Annotated in this window: 23 protein-coding genes and 2 tRNA genes; 18 read left to right on the forward strand and 7 right to left on the reverse strand. The window is 70.9% G+C overall.

What is annotated here, in order from left to right; genetic code table 11:
* The coding region (locus NO889_RS07780; RefSeq protein ID WP_256411723.1) for a transposase at nucleotides 1-257 on the forward strand (257 nt) is incomplete at its 5' end.
* 11 nt (nucleotides 258-268) lie between these two features.
* Here NO889_RS07780 and NO889_RS07785 read toward each other — a convergent pair.
* Nucleotides 269-421: a DUF2080 family transposase-associated protein gene (locus NO889_RS07785; protein ID WP_256411539.1), complete on the reverse strand. Its 153-nt coding sequence runs from the start codon at nucleotides 419-421 to the stop codon at nucleotides 269-271.
* Between the two features lie 245 nt (nucleotides 422-666).
* Here NO889_RS07785 and NO889_RS07790 point away from each other — a divergent pair, with 245 nt between their 5' ends.
* The 4 genes from NO889_RS07790 (at nucleotide 667) to NO889_RS07805 (ending at nucleotide 3,193) form a co-directional block, all read left to right on the forward strand.
* The gene (locus tag NO889_RS07790) at nucleotides 667-1,155 is read left to right on the forward strand and encodes a hypothetical protein (RefSeq protein ID WP_256411538.1); all 489 of its coding nucleotides are present in this window, start codon (nucleotides 667-669) and stop codon (nucleotides 1,153-1,155) included.
* Between the two features lie 98 nt (nucleotides 1,156-1,253).
* Nucleotides 1,254-1,988, forward strand: a complete 735-nt coding sequence (locus tag NO889_RS07795) for a hypothetical protein (RefSeq protein WP_256411537.1) — start codon at nucleotides 1,254-1,256, stop codon at nucleotides 1,986-1,988.
* Between the two features lie 184 nt (nucleotides 1,989-2,172).
* Nucleotides 2,173-2,466: a hypothetical protein gene (locus NO889_RS07800; RefSeq protein ID WP_256411536.1), complete on the forward strand. Its 294-nt coding sequence runs from the start codon at nucleotides 2,173-2,175 to the stop codon at nucleotides 2,464-2,466.
* Nucleotides 2,459-3,193, forward strand: coding sequence for a DUF4382 domain-containing protein (locus NO889_RS07805; RefSeq protein WP_379787464.1), 735 nt, complete (start codon nucleotides 2,459-2,461; stop codon nucleotides 3,191-3,193). The genes NO889_RS07800 and NO889_RS07805 overlap by 8 nt, the downstream gene beginning before the upstream one ends.
* Before the next feature lie 80 nt (nucleotides 3,194-3,273).
* On the opposite strand, the gene NO889_RS07810 is transcribed toward NO889_RS07805, so the two are convergent.
* The gene (locus tag NO889_RS07810) at nucleotides 3,274-3,504 is read right to left on the reverse strand and encodes a hypothetical protein (RefSeq protein WP_256411534.1); all 231 of its coding nucleotides are present in this window, start codon (nucleotides 3,502-3,504) and stop codon (nucleotides 3,274-3,276) included.
* A 341-nt stretch (nucleotides 3,505-3,845) separates the two neighbouring features.
* Here NO889_RS07810 and NO889_RS07815 point away from each other — a divergent pair, with 341 nt between their 5' ends.
* The 5 genes from NO889_RS07815 (at nucleotide 3,846) to NO889_RS07835 (ending at nucleotide 9,316) form a co-directional block, all read left to right on the forward strand.
* Nucleotides 3,846-5,618 (forward strand): glutamate--tRNA ligase, encoded by a 1,773-nt coding sequence (locus NO889_RS07815; protein WP_256411533.1) that lies wholly within the window; start codon nucleotides 3,846-3,848, stop codon nucleotides 5,616-5,618.
* A gap of 110 nt (nucleotides 5,619-5,728) precedes the next feature.
* Nucleotides 5,729-6,058, forward strand: a complete 330-nt coding sequence (locus NO889_RS07820; RefSeq protein WP_256411532.1) for a 4Fe-4S dicluster domain-containing protein — start codon at nucleotides 5,729-5,731, stop codon at nucleotides 6,056-6,058.
* A gap of 65 nt (nucleotides 6,059-6,123) precedes the next feature.
* Entirely contained in the window at nucleotides 6,124-7,515 is a 1,392-nt protein-coding gene (glmM, locus tag NO889_RS07825; RefSeq protein ID WP_256411531.1) for a phosphoglucosamine mutase, read from the forward strand.
* Between the two features lie 107 nt (nucleotides 7,516-7,622).
* Entirely contained in the window at nucleotides 7,623-8,807 is a 1,185-nt protein-coding gene (gene glmU / locus NO889_RS07830; RefSeq protein WP_256411530.1) for a bifunctional sugar-1-phosphate nucleotidylyltransferase/acetyltransferase, read from the forward strand.
* Nucleotides 8,808-8,821: 14 nt separating this feature from the next.
* Nucleotides 8,822-9,316, forward strand: coding sequence for a metal-dependent hydrolase (locus tag NO889_RS07835; RefSeq protein WP_256411529.1), 495 nt, complete (start codon nucleotides 8,822-8,824; stop codon nucleotides 9,314-9,316).
* A 91-nt stretch (nucleotides 9,317-9,407) separates the two neighbouring features.
* Here the strand turns inward: NO889_RS07835 and NO889_RS07840 are convergent, their stop codons facing one another.
* Together NO889_RS07840 and NO889_RS07845 are read right to left on the reverse strand one after the other, a co-directional pair.
* On the reverse strand, nucleotides 9,408-10,388 hold the full coding sequence (locus tag NO889_RS07840) for an NAD-dependent epimerase/dehydratase family protein (RefSeq protein WP_256411528.1): 981 nt from the start codon (nucleotides 10,386-10,388) through the stop codon (nucleotides 9,408-9,410).
* Between the two features lie 193 nt (nucleotides 10,389-10,581).
* Nucleotides 10,582-10,735 (reverse strand) — tRNA-Met (locus tag NO889_RS07845).
* A gap of 156 nt (nucleotides 10,736-10,891) precedes the next feature.
* Here NO889_RS07845 and NO889_RS07850 point away from each other — a divergent pair.
* Complete coding sequence (locus NO889_RS07850) at nucleotides 10,892-12,124, forward strand: DUF7115 domain-containing protein (RefSeq protein WP_256411527.1); 1,233 nt, start codon at nucleotides 10,892-10,894, stop codon at nucleotides 12,122-12,124.
* 5 nt (nucleotides 12,125-12,129) lie between these two features.
* Here the strand turns inward: NO889_RS07850 and NO889_RS07855 are convergent, their stop codons facing one another.
* Complete coding sequence (locus tag NO889_RS07855) at nucleotides 12,130-12,510, reverse strand: DUF5830 family protein (protein WP_256411526.1); 381 nt, start codon at nucleotides 12,508-12,510, stop codon at nucleotides 12,130-12,132.
* Nucleotides 12,511-12,650: 140 nt separating this feature from the next.
* On the opposite strand from NO889_RS07855, the gene NO889_RS07860 reads away from it, so the two are divergent.
* The 6 genes from NO889_RS07860 to trpG all read left to right on the forward strand — a co-directional run bounded on the left by NO889_RS07860 (nucleotide 12,651) and on the right by trpG (nucleotide 18,928).
* Entirely contained in the window at nucleotides 12,651-13,934 is a 1,284-nt protein-coding gene (locus tag NO889_RS07860) for a tRNA pseudouridine(54/55) synthase Pus10 (RefSeq protein ID WP_256411525.1), read from the forward strand.
* A gap of 147 nt (nucleotides 13,935-14,081) precedes the next feature.
* Nucleotides 14,082-14,753 carry a universal stress protein gene (locus NO889_RS07865; protein WP_256411524.1) on the forward strand — a complete coding sequence of 224 codons (672 nt, stop codon included), beginning with the start codon at nucleotides 14,082-14,084 and terminating at the stop codon, nucleotides 14,751-14,753.
* A gap of 146 nt (nucleotides 14,754-14,899) precedes the next feature.
* A complete protein-coding gene (trpD, locus tag NO889_RS07870; protein ID WP_256411523.1) occupies nucleotides 14,900-15,964 on the forward strand; it encodes an anthranilate phosphoribosyltransferase in 1,065 nt (354 codons plus the stop codon).
* Complete coding sequence (locus NO889_RS07875) at nucleotides 15,964-16,608, forward strand: phosphoribosylanthranilate isomerase (RefSeq protein WP_256411522.1); 645 nt, start codon at nucleotides 15,964-15,966, stop codon at nucleotides 16,606-16,608. Before trpD ends, NO889_RS07875 begins: the two co-directional genes overlap by 1 nt.
* Nucleotides 16,605-18,299 carry an anthranilate synthase component I gene (gene trpE, locus NO889_RS07880; protein WP_256411521.1) on the forward strand — a complete coding sequence of 565 codons (1,695 nt, stop codon included), beginning with the start codon at nucleotides 16,605-16,607 and terminating at the stop codon, nucleotides 18,297-18,299. The genes NO889_RS07875 and trpE overlap by 4 nt, the downstream gene beginning before the upstream one ends.
* Nucleotides 18,296-18,928: an anthranilate synthase component II gene (trpG, locus tag NO889_RS07885; RefSeq protein ID WP_256411520.1), complete on the forward strand. Its 633-nt coding sequence runs from the start codon at nucleotides 18,296-18,298 to the stop codon at nucleotides 18,926-18,928. The genes trpE and trpG overlap by 4 nt, the downstream gene beginning before the upstream one ends.
* Nucleotides 18,929-19,017: 89 nt before the next feature.
* On the opposite strand, the gene NO889_RS07890 is transcribed toward trpG, so the two are convergent.
* A complete protein-coding gene (locus NO889_RS07890) occupies nucleotides 19,018-20,622 on the reverse strand; it encodes an amidohydrolase (protein WP_256411519.1) in 1,605 nt (534 codons plus the stop codon).
* 119 nt (nucleotides 20,623-20,741) lie between these two features.
* Between NO889_RS07890 and NO889_RS07895 the strand changes: the two genes are divergently transcribed.
* Complete coding sequence (locus NO889_RS07895; RefSeq protein WP_256411518.1) at nucleotides 20,742-21,191, forward strand: universal stress protein; 450 nt, start codon at nucleotides 20,742-20,744, stop codon at nucleotides 21,189-21,191.
* 503 nt (nucleotides 21,192-21,694) lie between these two features.
* On the opposite strand, the gene NO889_RS07900 is transcribed toward NO889_RS07895, so the two are convergent.
* Nucleotides 21,695-21,765 (reverse strand) — tRNA-Gly (locus tag NO889_RS07900).
* Between the last annotated feature and the right edge of the window lie 52 nt (nucleotides 21,766-21,817).

The following is a 21,817-nucleotide window of genomic DNA, read 5'->3' on the forward strand; positions in this document are numbered from 1 at the left end:
CGACGTGTGGTGTGGAGACAGCGAAACCCATCTGGGTCAGAGAGCACTCGTGTCCGAGTTGTGGGTTCGAGTGTAACCGTGACGCGAACGCGGCGATGAACGTCTTGCAGAGAGGCTTTGCTGAACTAGGGCTGGGATGGCCCGAATCAACGTCTGTGGAGACTGCGTTCCCTACGGACACCCATTCGGTGTCTGCAAAGCGCGTCGTGGAAACAGGAAGCCCCACCCTCAACGAAGCCACACCTGTGGCTGAGTAGGGTGGGGTAGTTCACTCCTCGGGTTCGGCAGGCTCAGAGGTGCGGACTACTTTCACGTCTGCCCCGATCCACCGCTTCGGGATGGTAATATGAGCACCACCGCTTCCGAAGGGCTTCACTTCCCGGTCGAGAGCTTCTTGACCTTCAACTGTGAATGATGCCATGCTGATCTATATGCGAGATATATAGGGAAGCGTTCCGGCGCGTTGGCCTGCGGGTCGGCTGTATCGGAGGAATGAGCAGGTGATGACGGCGTTGACGAATCGCTTTGCGATTCGTTCGCACACCAGAAATCTTCGATTTCTGGGGACGCTGTATCCCCTCCCTACTCGCTCCCTTCGGTCGTTTCTTGAGGAAGTGGACTTAGCGCCTACAAACTGTTAAATCCCTCCCGGCGAAACGGGGGGCAATGAGCGCCAACGTCTTTCTCGTCCCCGTCGACCCGGAGAACTTCGATCGAACGGTCCGGTCCGCGGTCGATCTCTCCGAGTACCCCGACCGGCCGGAGCCGCTCGCGAGCGTCGAGGAGGCGCGGCTGTGGGCCGTCGACGACGAGAGCGGGAACGGCTCGACGTTCGACCGCATGGAGTCCGGCGACCTCGTCCTGTTCTATCACGACGGCGAGTACGTCGCCACCGGGCGGATCGGCCGGACGTTCGCCGACGAGGACCGGTGGGTCAGCGGCACGTTCTGGACCGCGTTCCCGACCACACGGGTGTACACCGTCGAGTCGTTCACCCCGATCTCGGTTCCCAAACGCGGCGTCAACCGGATCTTCGACTACTCCGCCTCGTACACGCCGGGGTTCATGCGCGTCGCCGACGGCCGCGTCACCCGCGACCTGTCCACGATCGAGACGGCGCTCGACGCCTACACCAAGCGGAACGCCGAGGCGTAGGCCGGACCGGGCCGTCGACTGCCCGGACCGACCCGCGAACCGCCCGACCGGCGCGTGTCGTCAATAGAACTATACGACATCGGGCGGTAGCCCGGCGCATGTCACTCGCGGAGACGCCGGTGGTGTTCGCGTTGCTCTGTGTCAACACGCTCGTCGGGGGCGTGCTGGTGGCCGCCGCCTACGACCTCACGGACCGCGTCCTCGGCTGGACCGGGTGGATCGCCGGGGCGGCCGGCGGCGGGGTGGTCGGCTGGATCGTCGTCCCGAGGGTCGCCTCCGGGACCGTCTCGACCGGCGGTCGGATCGGGTTCGCCGCGTCGCTCGTGCTGATCGGCGCGTTCCTCGGTCGCGGGCTGGTTCCGCTCGTCGCCCGGTTCGCCGTGGCGATCTCGGCGTTCCTCTTCTCGACGCTCGCGACGCTCGTGTTGACGGTCGGCGAGTCGGTCCTCGGTCGGGTGTACGACCCGGCCGGGTCCGAAGCGCCGGTCGTCGAGGCGATCGACCCGGCGGCGCTCGCCGGATCCGGCCTGTTCGCGCGACCCGAGTTCCAGCGGTTCCTCCTCGCCTCGCTTTTCGTCGGCATCGTCGCCGGGATCCTGGCGATGCGGTACGCCGACCCGATCATGTCGCTGGCGCTGACCGGACTCGGTGCCGGCGTCCTCGCGACGGCGTACCCGGTGTGGCGGGCCGTCCTCGCCGGCGAGGCGCTCGCGATCACCCAGCAGGCCGCCCCGTCGACGCCGGCGTTTCTCGCGTTCCTGATCGGCGGGGCCGCGATCCAGTACCTCCGTCACGGGGGCGACGGGGACTCGGCGTTCCCGGCCGCGGGGTAGGGAACGCCCGCCACGCGTCGCCCGCTCCTCTCGCTCTCGGCGTAACCGACCCCACCGAACGACGGGTCGTTCGATATCGACCGCCGCACGGATGCTCGAACCGGATTAATCCGAGTTAATCCGGACCGAACCGGGCGAAGCGAGTGGGTCATTGAAGTCGATAGCCGCTCGTGTGCGAGTCGCAATGAACGCCATTCGAACCGCGCTCCTCGGAGCGCTCGCCGCGGTCGTACTGATCGGAACCGGCGTTGCGGCCGGCGGGGTCGCCGCCGACGTCGGCCCTGACGGGAACGTCGGCGACGACGCCGGGCTGCCGAGCGATCTGCCGGACCCGGTTCCGGAGTTCGTCGGCGAGCTCCTGAACGAGATCGACGGCTTCCTCTCCGGCGAGATCGGGAACCTCGGCGACGCGGTGAGCGATCTCGCCGGCAACGATATCGGCGGAAACGACCGCGCCGGCGGTGCCGGGGGTGTCTGACGTGAGCGGGACGCGAGATCGGTTCGACGCGTTCGGCCGCCGCGACTACCTCCGGGCGACCGGTGCCGCCGCGCTCGGGACCGCGGGGATCGCCGGCTGCGTCGGCCGCGCGACCGGCACGCTCGCGACTTCGGTCACCGACCAACCGGCCGACATCGACGACTTCGAGTCGCTCGTCGTCACGATCGACGGGATCTGGCTGGGGCCCGAGGGCGGTGACGGAGACGGCGATGGGGCGGAAGACGGAGACGAGGACGGCGGAGGGGACGACGCGGGCGGCAACGAGACCGATCCCGACGGCGGCGGGAACGATGCCGACGAGGGATCGGACGATGACGAAGCCGCCGACGAGACCGACGACGAAGAGGACGACCCGCAGGGACGCGAGTACCACGAGTTCGACGAACCCCAGGAGGCCGACCTCGTCCAGCTACGGGGCGAGGAAACCCAGCTGATCGACGAGCGCGATCTGGCCACCGGGACGTACCTGTACCTCCAGCTCGACGTCTCCGGAACCGACGCGAGGCTCGTGGACGGCAGCGACGCGACCGTCGAACTGCCCGGAAGCGCGCCGATCACGTTCGATCGGGAGTTCGAGATCAGAGAGGACACCGTCACGAGCTTCACCGCCGATTTCGCGCCGGTCGAGCGCGGAAACGGGACGTACCTCCTCCGGCCGGTGCCGCGCGGCATCGAGGTCAGTTACGGGGGAGAGGAAAGCGAGTAGCGCGGACTCGAACGTGACCGGTCCGACACGAGCCGCGATCCGGCAAAACGGTTCCGAACGGAGCGGCGGGGGATCGATCGCTATCGCAGCCGCCGAGCGCCCGCGGTGAACTCCGACGCGAGCCGACCCAGGTACCAGACGAGGAGCAGTCCGAGGATCAGGCCTCCGGCGGTCGCGGCCGCCAACTGAACGGGCGTCGGGTCGCCGAGGAGCGTGATGAGCGGCGGCGAGACGGCCACCAGAAGCAGGAACCCGAGCTTTATTTTCCGGTTGCCGGCGTCGCGTTCCTCGCGCGACATCGGCTCTACCATCCCGCACCTCCGGGGCGCATACGTTCCGACTCGGTCCGGCGCGTCTCCATACTCGACCTCAGAACCCGAGCGGCTATAATTCCGCGGACCGATCTCCTCAGTAGGTCGTCGTGAACACATAAACGTCGCGACCGTTCACGTCGCTCGTTCCGGCTCGACGGCGTGAACGGTCTCGACCGTTTATGTTCGCGTGTCTCCGATGGTTCCACGCCCCTACCCGCGGCCCCGACGGCGGGACGGGAGCGGGCGGGTCGCCTGCGTCTCGCCGACGCGATCCGCGTCTCCCGCCGTGACGCCGACGGTTTCGCGGCGTTTTTGAGTCGCCCCGACGAGCCGACGGTATGGACGACGAACTCCGCGAGCGGGTCGAGGCGGCCGGCGAGACGGCCGCGCTGTTCAACGCGCTCAAACACGACAGCGACCCCGACGTGGGCGCCATCATGGGTCCGCTGATGGGCGAGAACCCCGAGTTCCGCCCGCACGGCGACGAGATACCCGGCGTGCTCGCGCCGATCGTGAACCGGGTCGCGGCGATGGACGAGCCGGAGCGGCGCGATCGGCTCGGCGAGTTGGCCCCCGAGCGACTCGCGGAGCTTGAGGCCGACGACGAGGAGGACGACCGCGTCCTCCCCGACCTGCCGAACGCGGAGGCGGGCGAGGTCGTGATGCGCGCCGCGCCGAACCCCAACGGCCCCTGGCACATCGGCCACGCCCGGATGCCCGCGGTGATCGGGACGTACAAACAGCGCTACGACGGGGAGTTCATCTGCCGGTTCGACGACACCGACCCGGAGACGAAGCGGCCCGACCTCGAGGCGTACGACGCGATCCTCGAAGACATCGAGTACCTCGGCTTCGAGGCCGACCGCGTTCTGCGGGCGTCCGACCGCCTCGAAACGTACTACGAGCACGCCCGCGACCTGATCGACCGCGGCGGCGCGTACACCTGCTCGTGTTCCGGCGAGGCGTTCTCCGAGCTGAAGAACGACGGCGAGCCGTGTCCACACCGCGGGAAGGACGAGGCGACCGTCCGCGAGGAGTTCGAGGCCATGGTCGACGGCGAGTACGACGCCGGCGAGATGGTCCTCCGGGTACGTACCGACATCGACCACAAGAACCCCGCGCTGCGCGACTGGGTCGCCTTCCGGATGATCGACACGCCCCACCCCCGCGAGGCGGCCGCCGACTATCGCTGTTGGCCCATGCTCGATTTCCAGTCGGGCGTCGACGACCACCTCACGGGGGTCACTCACATCATCCGCGGCATCGACCTCCAGGACTCCGCGAAGCGCCAGCGGTTCGTCTACGACTACTTCGACTGGGTGTACCCCGAGGTGCTCCACTGGGGGCACGTCCAGGTCGACGAGTACGACGTGAGCCTCTCGACGTCGACGATCAAGGGACTGATCGAGGCCGGCGATCTGACCGGGTGGGACGACCCGCGCGCGCCGACGATCCGGTCGGTCCGCCGGCGGGGGATCCGCGGCGAGGCGCTCGTCGAGTCGATGACCGAACTCGGGATGTCGACCTCCGACGTGGATCTGGCGATGTCGTCGGTGTACGCCAACAACCGCGACCGCGTCGACGACGAGGCGGACCGGTTCTTCCTCGTGCGCGACCGCGAGGACGACCCGGCCGTCGAGCTCCCGGTCGTCGACGGCGACGCGCCCGCGCCGGCCGCCGGCCGCCCCGCGCGACACCCCGACCACCCCGACCGCGGCGACCGGACGATCCCGGCGGGACGGGTCCTCGTGGAGGCATCGGACCTCCCGCCCACCGGCGAGCGCGTCTGGCTGAAGGGGTACGGCCCCGTGCGCCGCGAGGCCGACGAGCTCGTCTACGTCGACGCCGACATCGACGTGGTCCGCGACGGCGACGTCGACGTGGTCCACTGGGTGCCCGCCGCGGAGTCGCTCGAGACGCTTCTCCGCACCCTCGAGGGCGACGTGCGCGGGTACGCCGAGCCCGAGGTCGCCGACGCCGCCGTCGACGACGTGGTCCAGTTCGAGCGGATCGGCTTCGCCCGGCTCGACTCGTTCGATCCCACGGGCACCGACGAGCCGGACGGGCCGACCGGCGGAGAGGACCTCGTGGCGTACTTCGCGCATCCCTGAGATCGGGGGAGCCGTCGCTCGGAGGGGCCGCCGCTGACCCGCCGCTCGGGAGAGCACGGCTCGGCCGGCGTCGCGGAGTTTAACTGTCGACGCGCGAAAGTCCCGTCAGGATGGGCATCGACCCGAACTTCGAGCGGAACTCGGAACGGACCGGCGAGGAGCACGGCGTCGACGTGTGGGGGCCGGTCGAGCCGCCGGAGACGCTCGGGATCCGCGGGACCCACGTCGCCGTCGACTTCGACATCTGTCTGGCCGACGGCGCGTGTCTGGAGGACTGTCCGGTCGACGTCTTCGACTGGGTCGACACGCCCGGCCACCCGGAGTCCGACCGCAAGGCGAACCCGACCGACGAGGACCAGTGTATCGACTGTATGCTGTGTGTCGACGTCTGTCCGGTCGACGCCATCGACGTTGACCCCGGCCGCGAGAACCGGATCTGAGATCGGTCGTCGCCTTCTCGCCCCTCTTCCCGAGGTTACAAGTCTCCCCGACGGGAGCCACGGGTATGTTCGGAACCAGCGGGATCCGCGGGCCCGTCGGCGAGGCCGTCACCGCGGCCGTCGCGCTCGACGTGGGGCGTGCAGTCGGCACCGAAACTGACCGGGTCGTGGTCGGACGCGACGCGCGGAAGACGGGCGAGACGCTCCGCGACGCGTTAGTCGCGGGGCTCCGCGAGACGGGTGCGGACGTAGTCGACGTCGGCCGCGCGGCCACGCCCACGGTCGCGCGGGCGATCGGAACGCTGGACGCCGACGCCGGGGTCGTCCTGACCGCCTCGCACAACCCGGCACCCGACAACGGGCTCAAGCTGTGGACCCCCTCGGGACGGGCGTACCCGCCGGCGCGACAGGACGTCATCGAGGAACGGATCCGCGAGGAGGCGTTCGACCTCGCGGACTGGGAGGGACAGGGCGGGTACGAGCGCCGGACCGACGCGACGGCGCGCCACCGCGACGCGCTCGTCGCGGCCGGCGAGCGCGCGGCGGAGACGAACGGGGACGGAGCCCCCGCCTCCGAACCCCTCGCCGGCCTCTCCGTCGTCGTCGACGTTGGCAACGGGATGGGCGGCGTGACCGCCGACGCGCTCCACGAGTTGGGTGCCGACGTCGAGACGCTGAACGCGACCCCGGACGGCCGGTTCCCCGCCCGCCCGAGCGAGCCGACCGCCGAGAACTGCGGGACCCTCGCGGCCACCGTCGAGGCGGTCGACGCCGACCTCGGGATCGCCCACGACGGCGACGCGGACCGCATGATGGCGGTCACGGACGCGGGCGAGTTCGTCCCCGGCGACCTGCTCCTCGCCGTCTTCGGCCGGGCGGCCGCCGGCGAGGGCGACCGCGTCGCCGCGCCGGTCGACACGAGCCTCGCGGCTGCGGACGCGCTCGCCGCGGTCGGCGCGGAACTCGTCTACACGCGCGTCGGCGACGTGTACGTGGCCGAGCGCGCCGCGGAGGCGGGGGTCGCGTTCGGCGGCGAGCCCTCCGGCGCGTGGATCTTCCCCGAGGAGACGCTGTGTCCGGACGGCCCGCTCGCGGCGGTCCGGCTCGCCGCGTTGGCGGCGGAGACACCCCTCTCCGAGCGGGTCGCGGCGATGGAGCGGTACCCGATCCGGCGGCGCTCGGTCGAGACCGAGCACAAGACCGCCGCGATGGCGCTGATCGCGGAGCGCGTGACCGACGGATTCGCCGACGTCTCGACGCTCGACGGGGTCCGCGTCGACGCCGAGGAGGGGTGGTTCCTCCTCCGTGCCTCGGGGACCGAGCCGCTGATCCGGATCACGGCTGAGGCCCGCGAGGCCGACGCCGCGGACGCCCTCCTGGAGCGCGCGAGCGGGATCGTCGACCGCGCGCTCGACGAGGCGAACGGAGGGGACGGACCGAGTGAGCGGGCCGAGTGAGGCGGGGACTGACGGAGAGTAGCCGGCGGATAACCGGGAGCCGACGACGCCACCCAGGGGGCGTAGCGTCGCAATACCTTTCCCGGAGTCCGGCGAGTTGCGGGTATATGCAAACCGTCGTACTCGCGGCCGGCGAGGGGACCCGGATGCGCCCGCTGACGGCGAACACGCCGAAACCGATGCTGCCCGTCGCCGGGCGGCCGCTCGTCGTCCGCTGTCTCGAGGACGCGATCGACTCGGGCGCGAGCCGGATCGTCGTCGTCGTCGGCTACGAGGCGGACGCGGTCCGAGCCGCGATCGCCGACCGCGACTGGCCGGTCCCGATCGAGACCGTCACGCAGGCCGAACGGCGCGGGACCGCCGACGCCGTCCGCACCGCCCGAAGCGAACTCGAGGAGGGGCCGTTCGTCGTGTTGAACGGCGACGCCCTCTACGACCGCGAGTCGCTCGCGGAACTGTACGACTCTGACGCCGCGGTCGGCTCCTACCGCGTCGAGAACCCCTCGTCGTACGGCGTGTTGCGCGTCGCCGACGGGCGTGTCGAGGGCGTCGTCGAGAAGCCCGCGGAACCGCCCTCGAACCTCGTGAACACGGGCGCGTACGTCTTCCCCGCCGAGGCGCTCGCGTGGCTCGACGTCGACGAGAGCGAGCGCGGCGAGCTGGAGCTCACCGACGTGCTCCAGCGGGCGTGCGAGACGACCGACGTGCGGTCGATCCCCTTCGAGCGCTGGCTCGACGTGGGTCGGCCGTGGGAGCTGCTCGCGGCGAACGAGTGGAAGCTCGCGGAGTGCGACCGCGAGGTCGGCGGCGACGTGAGCGACGACGCCGAACTGCGGGGCACGGTCGTCGTCGAGAACGGCGCGACGATAGAGCCCGGCGTCGTGATCGAGGGGCCGGCGTACGTCGCCGCCGGCAGCCACGTCGGGCCCAACGCGTACGTCCGCGGCGCGACGTACCTCGGTCCGGACGCCAGGGTCGGCCACGGCGTCGAGGTGAAAAACAGCGTCGTGATGGCCGACTCCGCGGTTCCCCACCTCACGTACCTCGGCGACAGCGTGCTCGGCGAGGACGTCAACCTCGGCGCGGGCACGACCGTCGCGAACCTCAGACACGACGGCGAGCCGGTCGAGCTCACGGTGAAGGGCGACCGGGTGAGCACGGGCCGCCGGAAGTTCGGAATCGTCTGTGGCGACGGCGTCCGAACCGGGATCAACTGTACGATCAACGTCGGGATCGTCCTCTCCGCGGGCGCGACGGTCGCGCCGGGCGAGACGGTCCTGCGGGACCGGTGAGGGAGCGATAGACCGTGTACAGGACGGGCCACGTCGGGGCCGCGCTCGCGGCGTACGCGCCGGTCGGGTTCGGCCTCGCCGCGTTCGCCGGGCTCGAACTCGCGGCGGGAGCCGCGGCGGTCGTCGTCTGGACGGCGATGGTCCCCGACCTGGACACGCAGATCCCGTTCGTGAACCACCGCGGGATCACGCACACCGTCTGGTTCGCGCTCGCGGTCGGCGTCGCGTTCGGGCTCGTCGGCGGAGCCGTCGGACTCGAGAGCGGCCCGGTCGTCGTCCTCGCGCTCGCCGCGCTCGCGTTCGTCCTCGGCGCGGGGACGGTCGTCTCACACCTCCTCGCCGACGTGATCACGCCGATGGGGATCCGGCCGTACGCGCCCGTCAGGGACGACCACTACACCCTCGACCTCGTGAAGGCGGCGAACCCGATCGCGAACTACGCCCTCCTCGTCGCCGGCGGCGCGGTCGCCGGGATCGCAGTGCTGGCCGGGGCGGTCGTCGGCGGGTGAGGCGGTCGTCGGCGGGTGAGGGGAGTGAGGCGGTCGTCGGCGGGTGAGGCGGGCGACGGCGATCAGCCGGGGCGACGGCGATCGGCCGGGCTCAGTCGACGGGATCGAGCCCGGCGTCGCGCCGGACCGCGTCGACGTACCCGCGCGTGAGGTCCTCGAGCCCGTGCTCGATCCGGTAGTCGAGATCGGACCGGGCACGTGTGAGCGCGAGTCGCTGGGCCGACCAGTCGCGGTCGGCGTCGTCGGCCACGGTCACCGCCGCGTCCGGGAGGAGCCGTCGAACCGTCTCCGCGGCCGCCGCGACGGTCGCGACCTCGCCGCGGACGTTGTAGACGCCGTGTTCGAGGTCGCTCGCGGACGCCAGCGCGGCACGCCGGAACGCGTCGGCGGCGTCCCGCACGGAGAGCCAGCTCACGGCGGTTCCGCCGCCCTCGACGCGAACGAGATCGCCGACCGCCGGGCGCTCGAAGAGGTCCGAGAACGCCGTGAAGCTCCGTCTGAACGGCCCGAAGACGCCGGTCGGTCGGAGCGCGACCGCGGGGACGCCGTGGTCCTCCCGGTAGCGTCGCGAGAGACACTCGGCGTGGCGTTTCGCGGCGGCGTACGGCGAGTCGGGCGACAACAGCGCGTTCTCGGGGACGGACCCGTCGTACGCCGATCCGGGGCCGTACACCGTCTCGCTCGACGTCACCACGACGCGGTCGATCCGATCGGGGAGGAGCCGGGCGGCCTCGAGCACGTGGTTCGCGCCGAGCGCGTTCACCCGCGTGGCCGCGAGCTCGTCGGTTCGAACGTCCTCGCTCAAGAGCGCGGCCAGGTGGACGATCCGGGTGGCTCCGCTCTCGCGGATCGCCCGAACGATCGCGGCGACGTCCGTCACGTCGCCGCGCCGGACCTCGACCGTCCCCGCGACGCCGAGCCGTTCGAGGAGGGCGGCGTCGGGCGCGGCGTCGAAGGCGACGACCTCGTGGCCGTCGTCGACGAGCCGCCGGGCGAGGTGTGATCCGATGAAGCCCGTACCGCCGGTCACCAGTATCGTCTCGGTCCCCGCGTCGGTGTCGGAGGCTGTCACGGCTCGATCGGCGTCCGGTACCCATTGGCTGTATCGATCCCGGCAGTATCGGACGGTTCGATCCCGCGGAACGAGGTTCGACCGTTCGCGTGACGTGGTCGCGGAGGGCGTCACGCGAACGTCGAGACCCGGACTCGTCAACACGGGAGATACGTCGGCGACTGGCGGACTCGAGTGTCAACAAATTGTTGTATGGCCGGGGTGGGCTCCGAACCCACGATCTCCGCATGTCCCAGGTCCGAGGCTCGGCGGAGCCACGGGAAGGACGCGGACGCTTCCAAGGCGTCACCGCACCGAATCTCTGAACCCTATGAGTGCGGCGCTATGTCCAGCTAAGCCACCCGGCCTCACGCTTACGTATCGCGATGACACTCTTTAACCTTCCCATCCGTCGGGGGGATGAGAGGAGATCGCACGCCGTCCCGCGAGCGTCGTCGCGACCGGATCCACGACCGAGAACCGGACCCCGCGGATTTATGCCGGACGCCCCGGACGTTCGGCGTATGAGCCTTCCGGAACTACTGTCGGGGGCCGCCGGCGACGAGGAGGTCGTCGCGCGGGTCCCGCTCGGGGGGGACGACCTCCTCGCGGTCACGCCCACGCGAACGCTCGTGTACCGCGCCGACGGCCTGCTCTCCGACGAGACCGTCGAGGAGTACCCGCACGACGCCGAGCGGATCGCCGTCTCGACCGGCCGGCGGAAGTCGAAGGTCGTCTTCGGCTACGGCCTCGACGGCGAGGAGACGCTGGCGGTCCCGTCGAAACGCCTCGACGACGTGGTCCACCCCGTCCTCGCCGGGGTGCTCTCCGCGCGCGGCGTGACCGACGCCGGCGAGTCGGTCGAGCGCACGTTCCGCTTCTCGGAGCTCACCCTCGTCGTCACCGACAGCCGGCTCGTGAAACACGTCGGCTCGGCGGTCTGGGACGAGGAGTTCGAGGAGTTCCCCTACGCCGACCTGACCGACCTCGACTTCGAGGAGGGGACGGTCGCGACCGCGGTCGTGCTCACGCACGACGGCCGCTCCGAGCGGTTCAAAGCGCCCAACGAATCGGCTCGAGCCGTCAAGGAGAGCCTCGTCGACGCGGTGTGCGCGTTCCACGGCGTCGGGAGCCTCGAGGAGCTTCGGGTGACGGTCGCGGACGACGTCGACGAGGACGAGGGGACCGCGACGTCCACCGGGACGACCGACTTCGGCGAGGGCCCCGACCCGCTCTCGGCGTCGCCGGCGGCCGACGCGGAGATCGAGGCGGAAACGAGGACGGAGTCGGCGTCCGATCCGGGAGCCTTCTCCGAGACGAGAGCGGAAGAGACGGAACTCGGCGACTCCGCCGAGGGCGACCTCGACCGCGGCGGAACCGACGGCACGGCCGGGGGCACGAATGCGGCCGGACGCGCGATCGACGCCGACCCGGTCGAGTCCGACGGCGCCGACGGTGACCCGCTTGCGGACGAGTTCGAGACGTCGACGGCGGACGCGAACGGATCGACCGCGAACCACGAGGCGTCGACGGACGTCTCGAACGCGGCGAACTCGACGGGGTCGACGGCCCCGGCCGACGCCGTCGACGGCGACGGATTCGAGGGGTCGCCCTTCGAGAGCGCGGGCGTCGAGGACGACGGCCTCGCCGCGGAGGTCGCGGCGCTCCGACAGACCGTCGAGGCGCAGTCGGCGACCATCGAGCGGCAGTCCGAACTCATCGAGCGGCTCATCGAGGAGCTTCGACAGGGCAGATAGCTCCGTCACTCGGCGTCCCGGCCGGTCACCTTTCGAACGCACGAGGAGCCGAACGGCCCGAGTTCGCCGGCCTCGAACCGGACGAAGTGCCCAGTCGTGATGCCTGCACCACATCGCTTACACTCGAACTCGCCCTCGCGGGCGACCACTTGGCTGTCGTACTTCACGTAGGTTCCGCCCCGAAGAACGCGTAGTCGGGCGTTCTCGCGGTCGATCACGCCACGTTTCTCAGCCGTATCGAGTATCTCACGGGTGAGCGCGGGGTTCGTGGTCACCGTCTCGATCCGGTCTACCGCCTCGGGAAGCGAGAGCTCCTCGCGTTCGAGGTGTGCGAGGAGCTCGACGCCGAGATCCACCTTCTCCGCGCGCGTCGCCGGCTCGCTCACGCCTGAGGCGACGGTCGTGACGGACATAAGTCGGTCGGGAGCAGGCGAGCGCGGAGGCGACCGAGAGCGAGCGGGATCGAAGTCGATGGGGGACGGGTCACAAGGGCAAGACAGTTACCCCGCGGCCGGCTTCCCACCGCATGGACGTACTGGAAGTCGCCGCGCGTGCGACCGCGACCGGGCCGGTGTGTGACGCCTGTCTCGGTCGGCTCGTCGCCGACCGGAGCTTCGGGCTGTCGAACGCCGAGCGCGGGTCGGCGCTGCGGGTCTCGCTCGCGCTGCGCGAGGACGACGACCACGAGCCGGTCGCGACCGCGGACTGCTGGGTGTGTGAGGGACGCTGTGCCGAGTTCGACGCGTGGGCCGAGCGTGCGGCCGAGGCCGTGGAGGGGACCGAGTTCGCCACCTACAACGTCGGGACGCGGCCGCCGCCGCTGATCGAGGAGAACGAGGCGCTGCTCCGCGAGGAGGCCGGGGTGGAGGCGGACGCCGGCGAGCCGTTCAAATCCGAGTTCAACCGCGAGGTCGGCAAGCGGGTCGGTCGGCTCACGGACGCGGAGGTCTCCTTCGACCGCCCGGACGTCCAGTTCACGATCGATCTCGCCGAGGACGCCCTCGACGCCAAGGTCAACTCCGCGTTCGTCTACGGTCGCTACCGGAAGCTGGAGCGCGACATCCCCCAGACCGAGTGGCCCTGCCGGGAGTGTAAGGGGTCCGGGCGGCAGGGGGCGGACCCGTGTGACCACTGCGGCGGATCGGGCTACCTCTACGACGACAGCGTCGAGGAGTACACCGCGCCGGTCGTCGAGGACGTGATGGACGGCACCGAGGCGACGTTCCACGGCGCGGGCCGCGAGGACGTCGACGCGCTCATGCTCGGTACCGGCCGCCCGTTCGTGGTCGAGGTCGCGGAGCCGCGCCGCCGCCGCGTCGACACCGACCGGCTCGAGGCCGACATCAACGCCTTCGCCGAGGGGTCGGTCGAGGTCGAGGGGCTCCGGCTCGCGACCTACGACATGGTCGAGCGCGTCAAGGAACACGACGCCTCGAAGCGCTACCGCGCGCAGGTGACGTTCGACGGCGACGTCGATGCCGACGCGCTTGCGGCCGCGATGGACGAACTCGCGGGCGCGACCGTCGAGCAGTACACCCCGAACCGCGTCGACCACCGGCGCGCGAGCCTGACCCGCGAGCGCGACGTGTACGCGGCGACCGCCGATCTCGAGGATTCGCGGCACGCCACCGTCGAGATCCACGGTGCGGGCGGACTCTACGTCAAGGAGTTGATCTCCGGCGACGAGGGACGGACCGAGCCGAGCCTCGCCGGGATCCTCGGCGTCGGTGCCGAGGTCACCGCCCTCGACGTGATCGCCGTGGAGGGCGAGGACGAGCCGTTCGAGGACGAGGCGTTCTTCCGGGAGTAGGAACGCCGGCGGCTTCCGTTCCGGACGGGTCCGACCCCGCCCTCGAGGGGGGAAGGACGACCAGAGACCCACGGAGCGGGGCTCGGCGGAATACCGAAACGGGAACGACCATCGGGATTTATCATGCGTCTGTCTGACGCGTAGGGTATGTACGGGAGCGACGCCGACGACGGGAGCGGTGAGGGCGGCGGGGTCGGCGAGGGCGTCGGTGACGTCGGCGGGGAGACGCCGACCGATCCGGCGACCGAGAGCCGACTTCCCGCGACGGGTCCGTCGCTGGAGACGGCCGTCGAGGAGGCTGCCGCGTCGGTCGGGACCGCGGCGCGCGCGACGCTGAACGGGGCCGATCGCGCGACCGGACCGGAACGGACCTCCTCGATCCTCGTCGCGGTCGCGGTCGGCCCCCACTCCGGCGTGACGGTCGACGTGGCGAAACGCGTCGCCGAGGCGACCGACGCGTGGCTCGAGCTGTTCCACGTGACCCCGTCGATCGACGGGATCGACGGAGGCGCGTCCGACGCCGACTCGGTGGACGAGGACGGCGCCGAGGAGGCGGCCGGCGAGCGCATCCTCGACGCCGCTCGCGACCGGCTCGGCGCGTTCGACCGCGTCGACCGGTGGCTCCTCGAAAACGACTCGGTCGCCGGGGCGATCGTCGAGCAGTCGCCCTACTACGACCTCGTGGTCGTCGGCGCGCCGACAACGGGGACCGTCGGCCGGCTCGTCTTCGGCTCCACGACCGACACGGTCGTCGACGAGTCCGCGGTCCCCGTGGTCGTCGTCGAGGCCGACGGCGAGACGCCGATCGTCGAGGAGTAACGACCGGAGCCCGCGGTCCGCCCCCGATCCGCCCCCGATCTGCCGCCACCGTCGCCACGAGCGCCGAACGCACAGCGACGGCGACAGGGTTAAATCGGTGTACATACTTGTACATTACAACACGGACTCATACATCGGTGAACATTATGGACATTCAGCACACGGTCGAACGCGTGACGAACGGGGAGGACCTGTCGCTCGAGGAGGCGCGCGAGGCCGCGCGGCTCGTCTTCGAGGAGATGACGGAAGCGCAGATCGGGGCGCTGCTCGCCGCGTTGCGTGCGAAAGGCGAGACCGAGGCGGAGATCGCGGGATTCGCCCGAGGGATGCGCGACGCGGCCCGGACGATCGATCCCGACCGAGCGCCGCTCGTCGACACCTGCGGGACCGGCGGCGACGACTACGACACGATCAACGTCTCGACGACCGCGGCGATCGTCGCCGCGGGCGCGGGCGTGCCGATCGCCAAACACGGCAACTACTCCGTCTCCTCCTCCTCCGGCAGCGCCGACGTGCTCGAGGTCGCCGGCGCGAACGTCGAGGCCGAGCCCGCCGCGGTCGAGGCCGCCATCGAGGCCGACGGGATCGGGTTCATGCTCGCGCCCGTCTTCCACCCCGCGATGAAGGCCGTCATCGGCCCGCGGAAGGAGCTCGGGATGCGGACGATATTCAACGTGCTCGGCCCGCTGACGAACCCCGCGGGGGCGGACGCCCAGCTGCTCGGCGTCTACGACCCCGACCTGGTCGGCCCGATCGCCCGCGCGCTCGCGCACATGCCGGTCGATCGCGCCCTCGTCGTCCACGGCGCGGGGATGGACGAGATCGGGATCCACGACGAGACGGTCGCCGCCGAGGTCGACGGCGGCACCGTCCGAGAGTTCACGATCACGCCGGAGGAGCTCGGCGTGGAGCGAGCGCCGATCGAGGCGGTCGCGGGGGGAACGCCTGAGGAGAACGCGGCGGACCTCCGCGGCATCGTCGACGGCTCGGTGACGGGACCGAAACGCGACCTGATCTTAGCGAACGCGGGCGCGGCGATATACGTCGCCGGCGAGGCCGACTCGCTTTCGGCGGGCGTCGAGCGCGCCGCGGCGGCGATCGACTCGAGGGCGGCCGCCGAGAAGTTCGCGGCGCTCTGTGAGGGGACGACCGCGGAGCCGGCTGCGGCCGGGTCTGGTGCGGCGACGGGGTCCGGGTCGGAGGGCGAGTGATGGCGCGGGTGAAGGTGTGCGGGTTCACCGACGAGGCGGACCTCCGCGCGGCCGTCGAGGCGGGGGCGGACGCGGTCGGCGTGATAACCGAGGTTCCGGTCGACACCCCTCGCGAGGTCGACCCGGCGCGCGCGGCCGACCTGCTCGCCGACGTGCCCCCGTTCGTCACGGCGACGCTCGTCACGATGCCGACCTCGGCCGAGCGCGCGGTGGAACTCGTTCGGACCATCGGCCCCGACGCGCTCCAGTTACACGGCGAGTGGACGCCCGACGAGGTCCGCTTCATCCGCGCGGAGACGGAACGGAAGGTGCTGGTCGCGATCGACGCGACCGATCCGGCGCGCGCCGAGGCGTTCGACGGCGTCGCCGACGCGCTCGTCGTCGACTCGACGCGCGAGTCCGGCGCGGGCGGCACCGGCGAGACCCACGACTGGGCGGCGACCGGCGAACTGGCCGAGCGGCTGACCGTCCCGATCGTGCTCGCCGGCGGGCTCACCGCGGAGAACGTCGCCGAGGCGGTGCGGGTCGCGGACCCGTACGCGGTCGACGTGGCCTCCGGCGTCGAACACGTCGAGGGACGGAAGGACCACAACGCGGTCGCCCGCTTCGTCGCCAACGCGGGCCGCGAGATGGAGGTCGCATGACCGGGGACGCTCCGCGGACCGTACTCGACCGCTCGCGATCCGAGTTCGTCGAGCTGGTCGCGGACGCCGAGCGGCCGGTCGTCGTCCGCACGGCCGCGTCGCTCGACCCCGAGACGACCCCGCTCTCGGCGTACGCCACGCTCGTCGGCGACGAGCCGTACGGCTTCCTCTTAGAGTCCGGCGAGAAGGTGGCCTCGAGCGACCCCGACGGCGCGTTCACCGCGGGCGGGAAAGCCGACAGGCACGCCCGCTACTCGTTCGTCGGCTACGACCCCGAGGCGGTGGTCTCCGTCCACCCGGACCGCACCGAAGTGACCGAGCTCGGCCCCGCCGCGACGTTCGTCGGCGACGTGGACGCGGGCGGCGACGGGGTCGACGATGCCGACACCGACGACGGGGGCGTCGACGACGACCGCGACGCCATCGACCGGCTCCGGGCGGCGTTCCCCGACGTCGCCCGTCGGGGCTTCCCCGAGACGGACCGGCAGATCCTCTCGGGCGGCTTCGTCGGCTTCCTCGCGTACGAGGCGGTGTACGACCTCTGGCTCGAGGAAGTCGGCGTCGAGCGCCCGGCGACCGAGTTCCCCGACGCCGAGTTCCTGTTGACGACGCGGACAGTCGTCTTCGACGAGAAGGAGGGGACCGTCGATCTGGTGTTCACGCCGGTCGTCGGCGTCGACGACGACCCCGGCAAGGTGTACGACGAACTCGCCGCGGAGGCGGACCGCGTCGCCGACGACCTCGCGGCGGCCGGCCCGCCGGACCCCGGCGGCGTCCGCGTTCGGGAGGAGGAGGCCGACCCGCAGGCGGCCTACGAGGAGGCCGTCCGGACCGCGAAACGCCACGTGCTCGACGGAGACATCTACCAGGGCGTGATCTCCCGGAGCCGGCGGCTCCGCGGCGACGTCGACCCGCTCGGGCTGTACGCGGCGCTCCGGGAGATCAACCCCTCGCCGTACATGTACGTCCTCAGCCACGACGACCGGACGGTGGTCGGCGCGAGCCCGGAGACGCTCGTCTCGGTGAAGGGCGACCGCGTCGTCTCGAACCCGATCGCGGGCACCTGCCCCCGCGGGACGAGCCCGGTCGAGGACCGGCGGCTGGCCGGCGAGATGCTCGCGGACGGGAAGGAGCGCGCCGAACACACGATGCTCGTCGACCTCGCGCGCAACGACGTGCGCCGGGTGTCCGAGCCGGGGTCCGTCCGCGTCGAGGAGTTCATGAACGTGTTGAAGTACAGCCACGTCCAGCACATCGAGTCGACCGTGACGGGGACGCTCGCGCCCGACTGCGACCCGTTCGACGCCACGCGGGCGGCGTTCCCCGCGGGCACGCTCACCGGCGCGCCGAAGGTGCGCGCGATGGAGGTCATCGACGACCTCGAGACGACCCCGCGGGAGGCGTACGGCGGGGGCGTCGGCTACTACTCGTGGACCGGCGACGCGGACTTCGCGATCGTGATCCGGACGGCGACGATACGCGAGGGGATCGACGGCTCCGGCGAGACGGGCTTCGAGGACGACGAGCGCGCCGGCACCGACGAGATCACGGTCCGCGCCGGCGCGGGGATCGTCGCCGACTCCGACCCGACCGCGGAGTACGAGGAGACCGAGCGCAAGATGGAGGGCGTCCTCGCCGCGATCGAGCGGGTTCGCGAGGACGACCCTCGGATCGAGGGGATGGGCCGATGAAGGTCGTCGTCGTCGACAACTTCGACTCGTTCACCTACAACCTCGTCGAGTACGTCTCGGAGCTCTCGGTCGGCGGCGGAGACGGTGAGGACGGCGGCGGTGAGGACGCGAGCGAGGACGTCGACATCGCGGTGTTGAAGAACACCGCGTCGCTGTCGGCGGTCGAGTCCGAGGCGCCCGACGCCGTGGTGATCAGTCCCGGACCGGGCCATCCGAAGAACGAGCGCGACGTCGGGGTTTCGGCGTCGGTGCTCCGGGAGCTGTCCCCCGACGTCCCGACCCTCGGGGTGTGTCTCGGGCTGGAGGCGGCCGTCCACGAGTACGGCGGCACGGTCGGGCACGCGCCGGAGCCGGTCCACGGCAAGGCGTTCCCGGTCGACCACGACGGCGCGGGCGTCTTCGCCGGGCTCGACCAGGGCTTTCGGGCGGGGCGGTACCACTCGCTCGTCGCCACGGAGGTGCCGGACGAGTTCGCGGTCACCGCGACGACCGACCACGCGGGCGAGCCGGTCGTGATGGGGATCCGGCACCGCGATCACCCGATCGAGGCGGTCCAGTTCCATCCCGAGAGCGTCCTCACCGCGGTCGGTCACGACGTGATCCGGAACTTCCTCGAGTCGGTCGCGTAGGTCGCGTCCCCTCTCTCCCGCTCCCACCCAGTCTCTCCCGCTCCCACCCAGTCTCTCCCGCTCCCACCCAGTCTCTCCCGCCCCGTTTCTCAGCGCGCGTCGTGAACGACCTCGCCGTCGACGACCGTCATCGCCACGTCGACGTCGCGGATCGTCTCCGGGTTCTCCCACGGCGACTCCTCTAAGACGACGAAGTCGGCGCGCTTGCCGACCTCGACGGTGCCCAGCCGGTCCTCGTCGAAGCCGGCGTACGCCGCCCCGCGGGTGTACGCACGGAGCGCCTCCGTCACCGAGAGCCGCTGGCCCGCCGCGGGGGCGTTGACGGCGTGGTGGATCCCGAGGAGGGGGCCCATCGGCATCCCGTCGGAGCCGAACGCGAGCCGGACGCCCGCGTCGAGCATCTCGCGGTAGCGGTTGGTCTCCGCGGTGCGCTCCTCGCCGAGGCGCGCCTCGTAGAGCCCGTCCTCCCGTGCCCACTTCAGGAAGTTCGGCTGGACGCTCGCGACGACGCCCGTGTCCGCGAGCCGCTCGACGGCGTCGTCGTCTGCGAGTTCGACGTGCTCGATTCGGTGGCGGTCCGCGCCCGGATCGCCCGCGGCCGCCCCCTCGTAGGCGTCGAGGGTCGCCCGGATCGCCTCGTCGCCGATGGCGTGGGCCGTGAACTGGTAGCCCGCCTCGGTGGCCTCGCGCACCCACTCGTCGAGTTCGGCGGGCTCGATAACCCACTGGCCGGTCTCCTCCGGGTCGTCGGCGTACGGCTCGGAGAGCCGGGCGGTCCGGCCGCCGAAGCTCCCGTCGGTGAACGACTTGATCGCGCCCGTCCGGACGAACGCCGATCCCGCGTTCGTCGCGAGCCCCACCTCCCGGAGCGCGTCCAGGTGGTCGGTCCAGTAGTTGATCCGGACGCGCGCGGTCAGCTTTCCCTCCGCGTCGAGGTCGCGGTAGACCCGCGGAGCGTGCGAGTCCCGGACCATGTCGTGAAAGGCCGTGATCCCCCGTTCGGCGCAGAGTTCGAGGCCCGCCTCGACGGCCGCGCGCGTCCCCGCCACGCCGGGCTCGACCGCCTCGTAGACCGGGTCGATCGCGCTCTCGAGGAGGACGCCCGTCGGCTCGCCCGCGTCATCGGTCGGGACGGTTTCCTCGGGGACCGACTCCAGCGCGTCGGCGAACCGATCGAGGACGACCCCGTTGACCGCGGCGACGTGCATGTCCTCGCGGAACGCGGCCACCGGGCGGTCGGTCGAGACGCGGTCGAGGTCGTCCCGCGTCAGGTACCGCTTTTCCTCCCACGTCGACTCGTCGTAGCCGTAGCCGAGCGCCCACTCCGTCGCGGGGTCGGCGGCGGCGGCGGCGGGATCGGCGGCGTCTCCGTCCGCCCCCTCCAGTTCCTCGGCCCGTTCCGTCAGCAGATCGATCGCCTCAGCGGGCGAGTCGGCCGCGGAGAGGTCCGCGTGGACGAGCGACCGCCCGACGGTCGTCAGATGCGTGTGCGCGTCGACGAACCCCGGCAGGAGGACGCGTCCCGCGAGGTCGACGACGTCGGTGTCGACGCCGGCGAGGAACTCGACGTCGTACGTCCGGCCGAGCCGGACGACCTCGCCGTCGCGGACGGCGACCGCCTCGTGGGTCTCGTCGGGCTCGGCTAGCGTGTGGACCTCCCCGTTCAGGAAGACCCGGTCCGCGGCTTCGCTCATGAACGTCCTCCCGCGCGGGACGGATTAACCGTTTGGGGCGGACCCTGACGAATCCTCTCGCTCTCCCGGTCCGGGAACCGGGCACACCTTTTATTCGGTCACCGGACGAACCCTCGCACATGTACGATCGAATACTGTTCCCGACGGACGGCACGAAGGGCGTCGACCGCGCGACCGACCACGCCATCGACGCGGCCGACCGCTACGACGCCACGCTCCACGTGCTCTACGTCGTCGACAGCGACATCGTCAACGCCTACTCCGGCGACGAGTTCGTGGACGGCTCCGAGGGAGCGGAGGAGACCCTCGAGGACAACGGCCGCGACGCGCTCGAGGCGGTCGCGGAGCGCGCGGCGAGCGCGGGCGTCGAGGTCGTGACCGACCTCGTGTACGGAAAGCCGGACGAGGCGATCCTCCGGTACATCGACCGCGAGGACATCGACCTCACCGTGATGGGATCGAAGACGCGGCCGGGTGAGTACCGGCGGATGCTCGGCTCCGTCACGGAACGCGTCTCTCGACAGTCGCCCGCGCCGGTGAGCATCGTGAAGACGACCGTCTCGGGCTGAGCTCGAGTCGCAGGCAGCGTCGTCGCAGTCGACCTCGTCGATTTTCACTTCATCAGACACGTTCTCGTTCGAAACGGACAGTCTATACTGTCTGCTTGTGGTACGGGTGTTTTGGTGGGGATCGGGGTGAGTAGAACGGGACCCTTGCTGTCGCGGTGACGATCCCCAAAGCCCCAGTCGCGAGGACTCGCGCGGCTCGCTGTGGTCCTCGTCACTCGCTCCGCTCGTTCCTGCGGCCCTTGCTTCGCCGGGCTTCGTCCTCGCGACTGCCCCTTTGAGTCCCACCCACCCCGCACCGCACCGCACCTCACGCCTCCCCAACCTCGCGGCTCCTTTCAGTCGCCGCGTCCCTCGCGGGCGGTTCGCGGTCGCCTACGGCGACCACTCACCGGCGCGCCACCGAGATCGCTCGTTCCTTCGCCTGTAGTGAGAGATTCTCGGTGTGGAGTGATGGTTTAGCGTTCGGATGTACCCGTGGCTCGCGGTATTGCTCGCCGCAGGCATGCACCGTCCGGGAATTGAACCCGGGCTATTAGCTTGGGAAGCTAATGTCCTACCACTGGACCAACGGTGCTCGATTCGGAGTACCCGACGGCGTCACTTTAACGTAGCGTTTCGCGGGTCTC

Source organism: Halorubrum rubrum (assembly GCF_024494685.1).
Classification (GTDB): domain Archaea; phylum Halobacteriota; class Halobacteria; order Halobacteriales; family Haloferacaceae; genus Halorubrum; species Halorubrum rubrum.

What these genes read in the sequence shown, in the direction of transcription:
- NO889_RS07785 (WP_256411539.1), bottom strand. Translation starts at nt 421, where the DNA reads ATGGCATCATTCACAGTTGAAGGTCAAGAAGCTCTCGACCGGGAAGTG.
- NO889_RS07790 (WP_256411538.1), top strand. Translation starts at nt 667, where the DNA reads ATGAGCGCCAACGTCTTTCTCGTCCCCGTCGACCCGGAGAACTTCGAT.
- NO889_RS07795 (WP_256411537.1), top strand. Translation starts at nt 1,254, where the DNA reads ATGTCACTCGCGGAGACGCCGGTGGTGTTCGCGTTGCTCTGTGTCAAC.
- NO889_RS07800 (WP_256411536.1), top strand. Translation starts at nt 2,173, where the DNA reads ATGAACGCCATTCGAACCGCGCTCCTCGGAGCGCTCGCCGCGGTCGTA.
- NO889_RS07810 (WP_256411534.1), bottom strand. Translation starts at nt 3,504, where the DNA reads ATGGTAGAGCCGATGTCGCGCGAGGAACGCGACGCCGGCAACCGGAAA.
- NO889_RS07815 (WP_256411533.1), top strand. Translation starts at nt 3,846, where the DNA reads ATGGACGACGAACTCCGCGAGCGGGTCGAGGCGGCCGGCGAGACGGCC.
- NO889_RS07820 (WP_256411532.1), top strand. Translation starts at nt 5,729, where the DNA reads ATGGGCATCGACCCGAACTTCGAGCGGAACTCGGAACGGACCGGCGAG.
- glmM (WP_256411531.1), top strand. Translation starts at nt 6,124, where the DNA reads ATGTTCGGAACCAGCGGGATCCGCGGGCCCGTCGGCGAGGCCGTCACC.
- glmU (WP_256411530.1), top strand. Translation starts at nt 7,623, where the DNA reads ATGCAAACCGTCGTACTCGCGGCCGGCGAGGGGACCCGGATGCGCCCG.
- NO889_RS07850 (WP_256411527.1), top strand. Translation starts at nt 10,892, where the DNA reads ATGAGCCTTCCGGAACTACTGTCGGGGGCCGCCGGCGACGAGGAGGTC.
- NO889_RS07860 (WP_256411525.1), top strand. Translation starts at nt 12,651, where the DNA reads ATGGACGTACTGGAAGTCGCCGCGCGTGCGACCGCGACCGGGCCGGTG.
- NO889_RS07865 (WP_256411524.1), top strand. Translation starts at nt 14,082, where the DNA reads ATGTACGGGAGCGACGCCGACGACGGGAGCGGTGAGGGCGGCGGGGTC.
- trpD (WP_256411523.1), top strand. Translation starts at nt 14,900, where the DNA reads ATGGACATTCAGCACACGGTCGAACGCGTGACGAACGGGGAGGACCTG.
- NO889_RS07875 (WP_256411522.1), top strand. Translation starts at nt 15,964, where the DNA reads ATGGCGCGGGTGAAGGTGTGCGGGTTCACCGACGAGGCGGACCTCCGC.
- trpE (WP_256411521.1), top strand. Translation starts at nt 16,605, where the DNA reads ATGACCGGGGACGCTCCGCGGACCGTACTCGACCGCTCGCGATCCGAG.
- trpG (WP_256411520.1), top strand. Translation starts at nt 18,296, where the DNA reads ATGAAGGTCGTCGTCGTCGACAACTTCGACTCGTTCACCTACAACCTC.
- NO889_RS07890 (WP_256411519.1), bottom strand. Translation starts at nt 20,622, where the DNA reads ATGAGCGAAGCCGCGGACCGGGTCTTCCTGAACGGGGAGGTCCACACG.
- NO889_RS07895 (WP_256411518.1), top strand. Translation starts at nt 20,742, where the DNA reads ATGTACGATCGAATACTGTTCCCGACGGACGGCACGAAGGGCGTCGAC.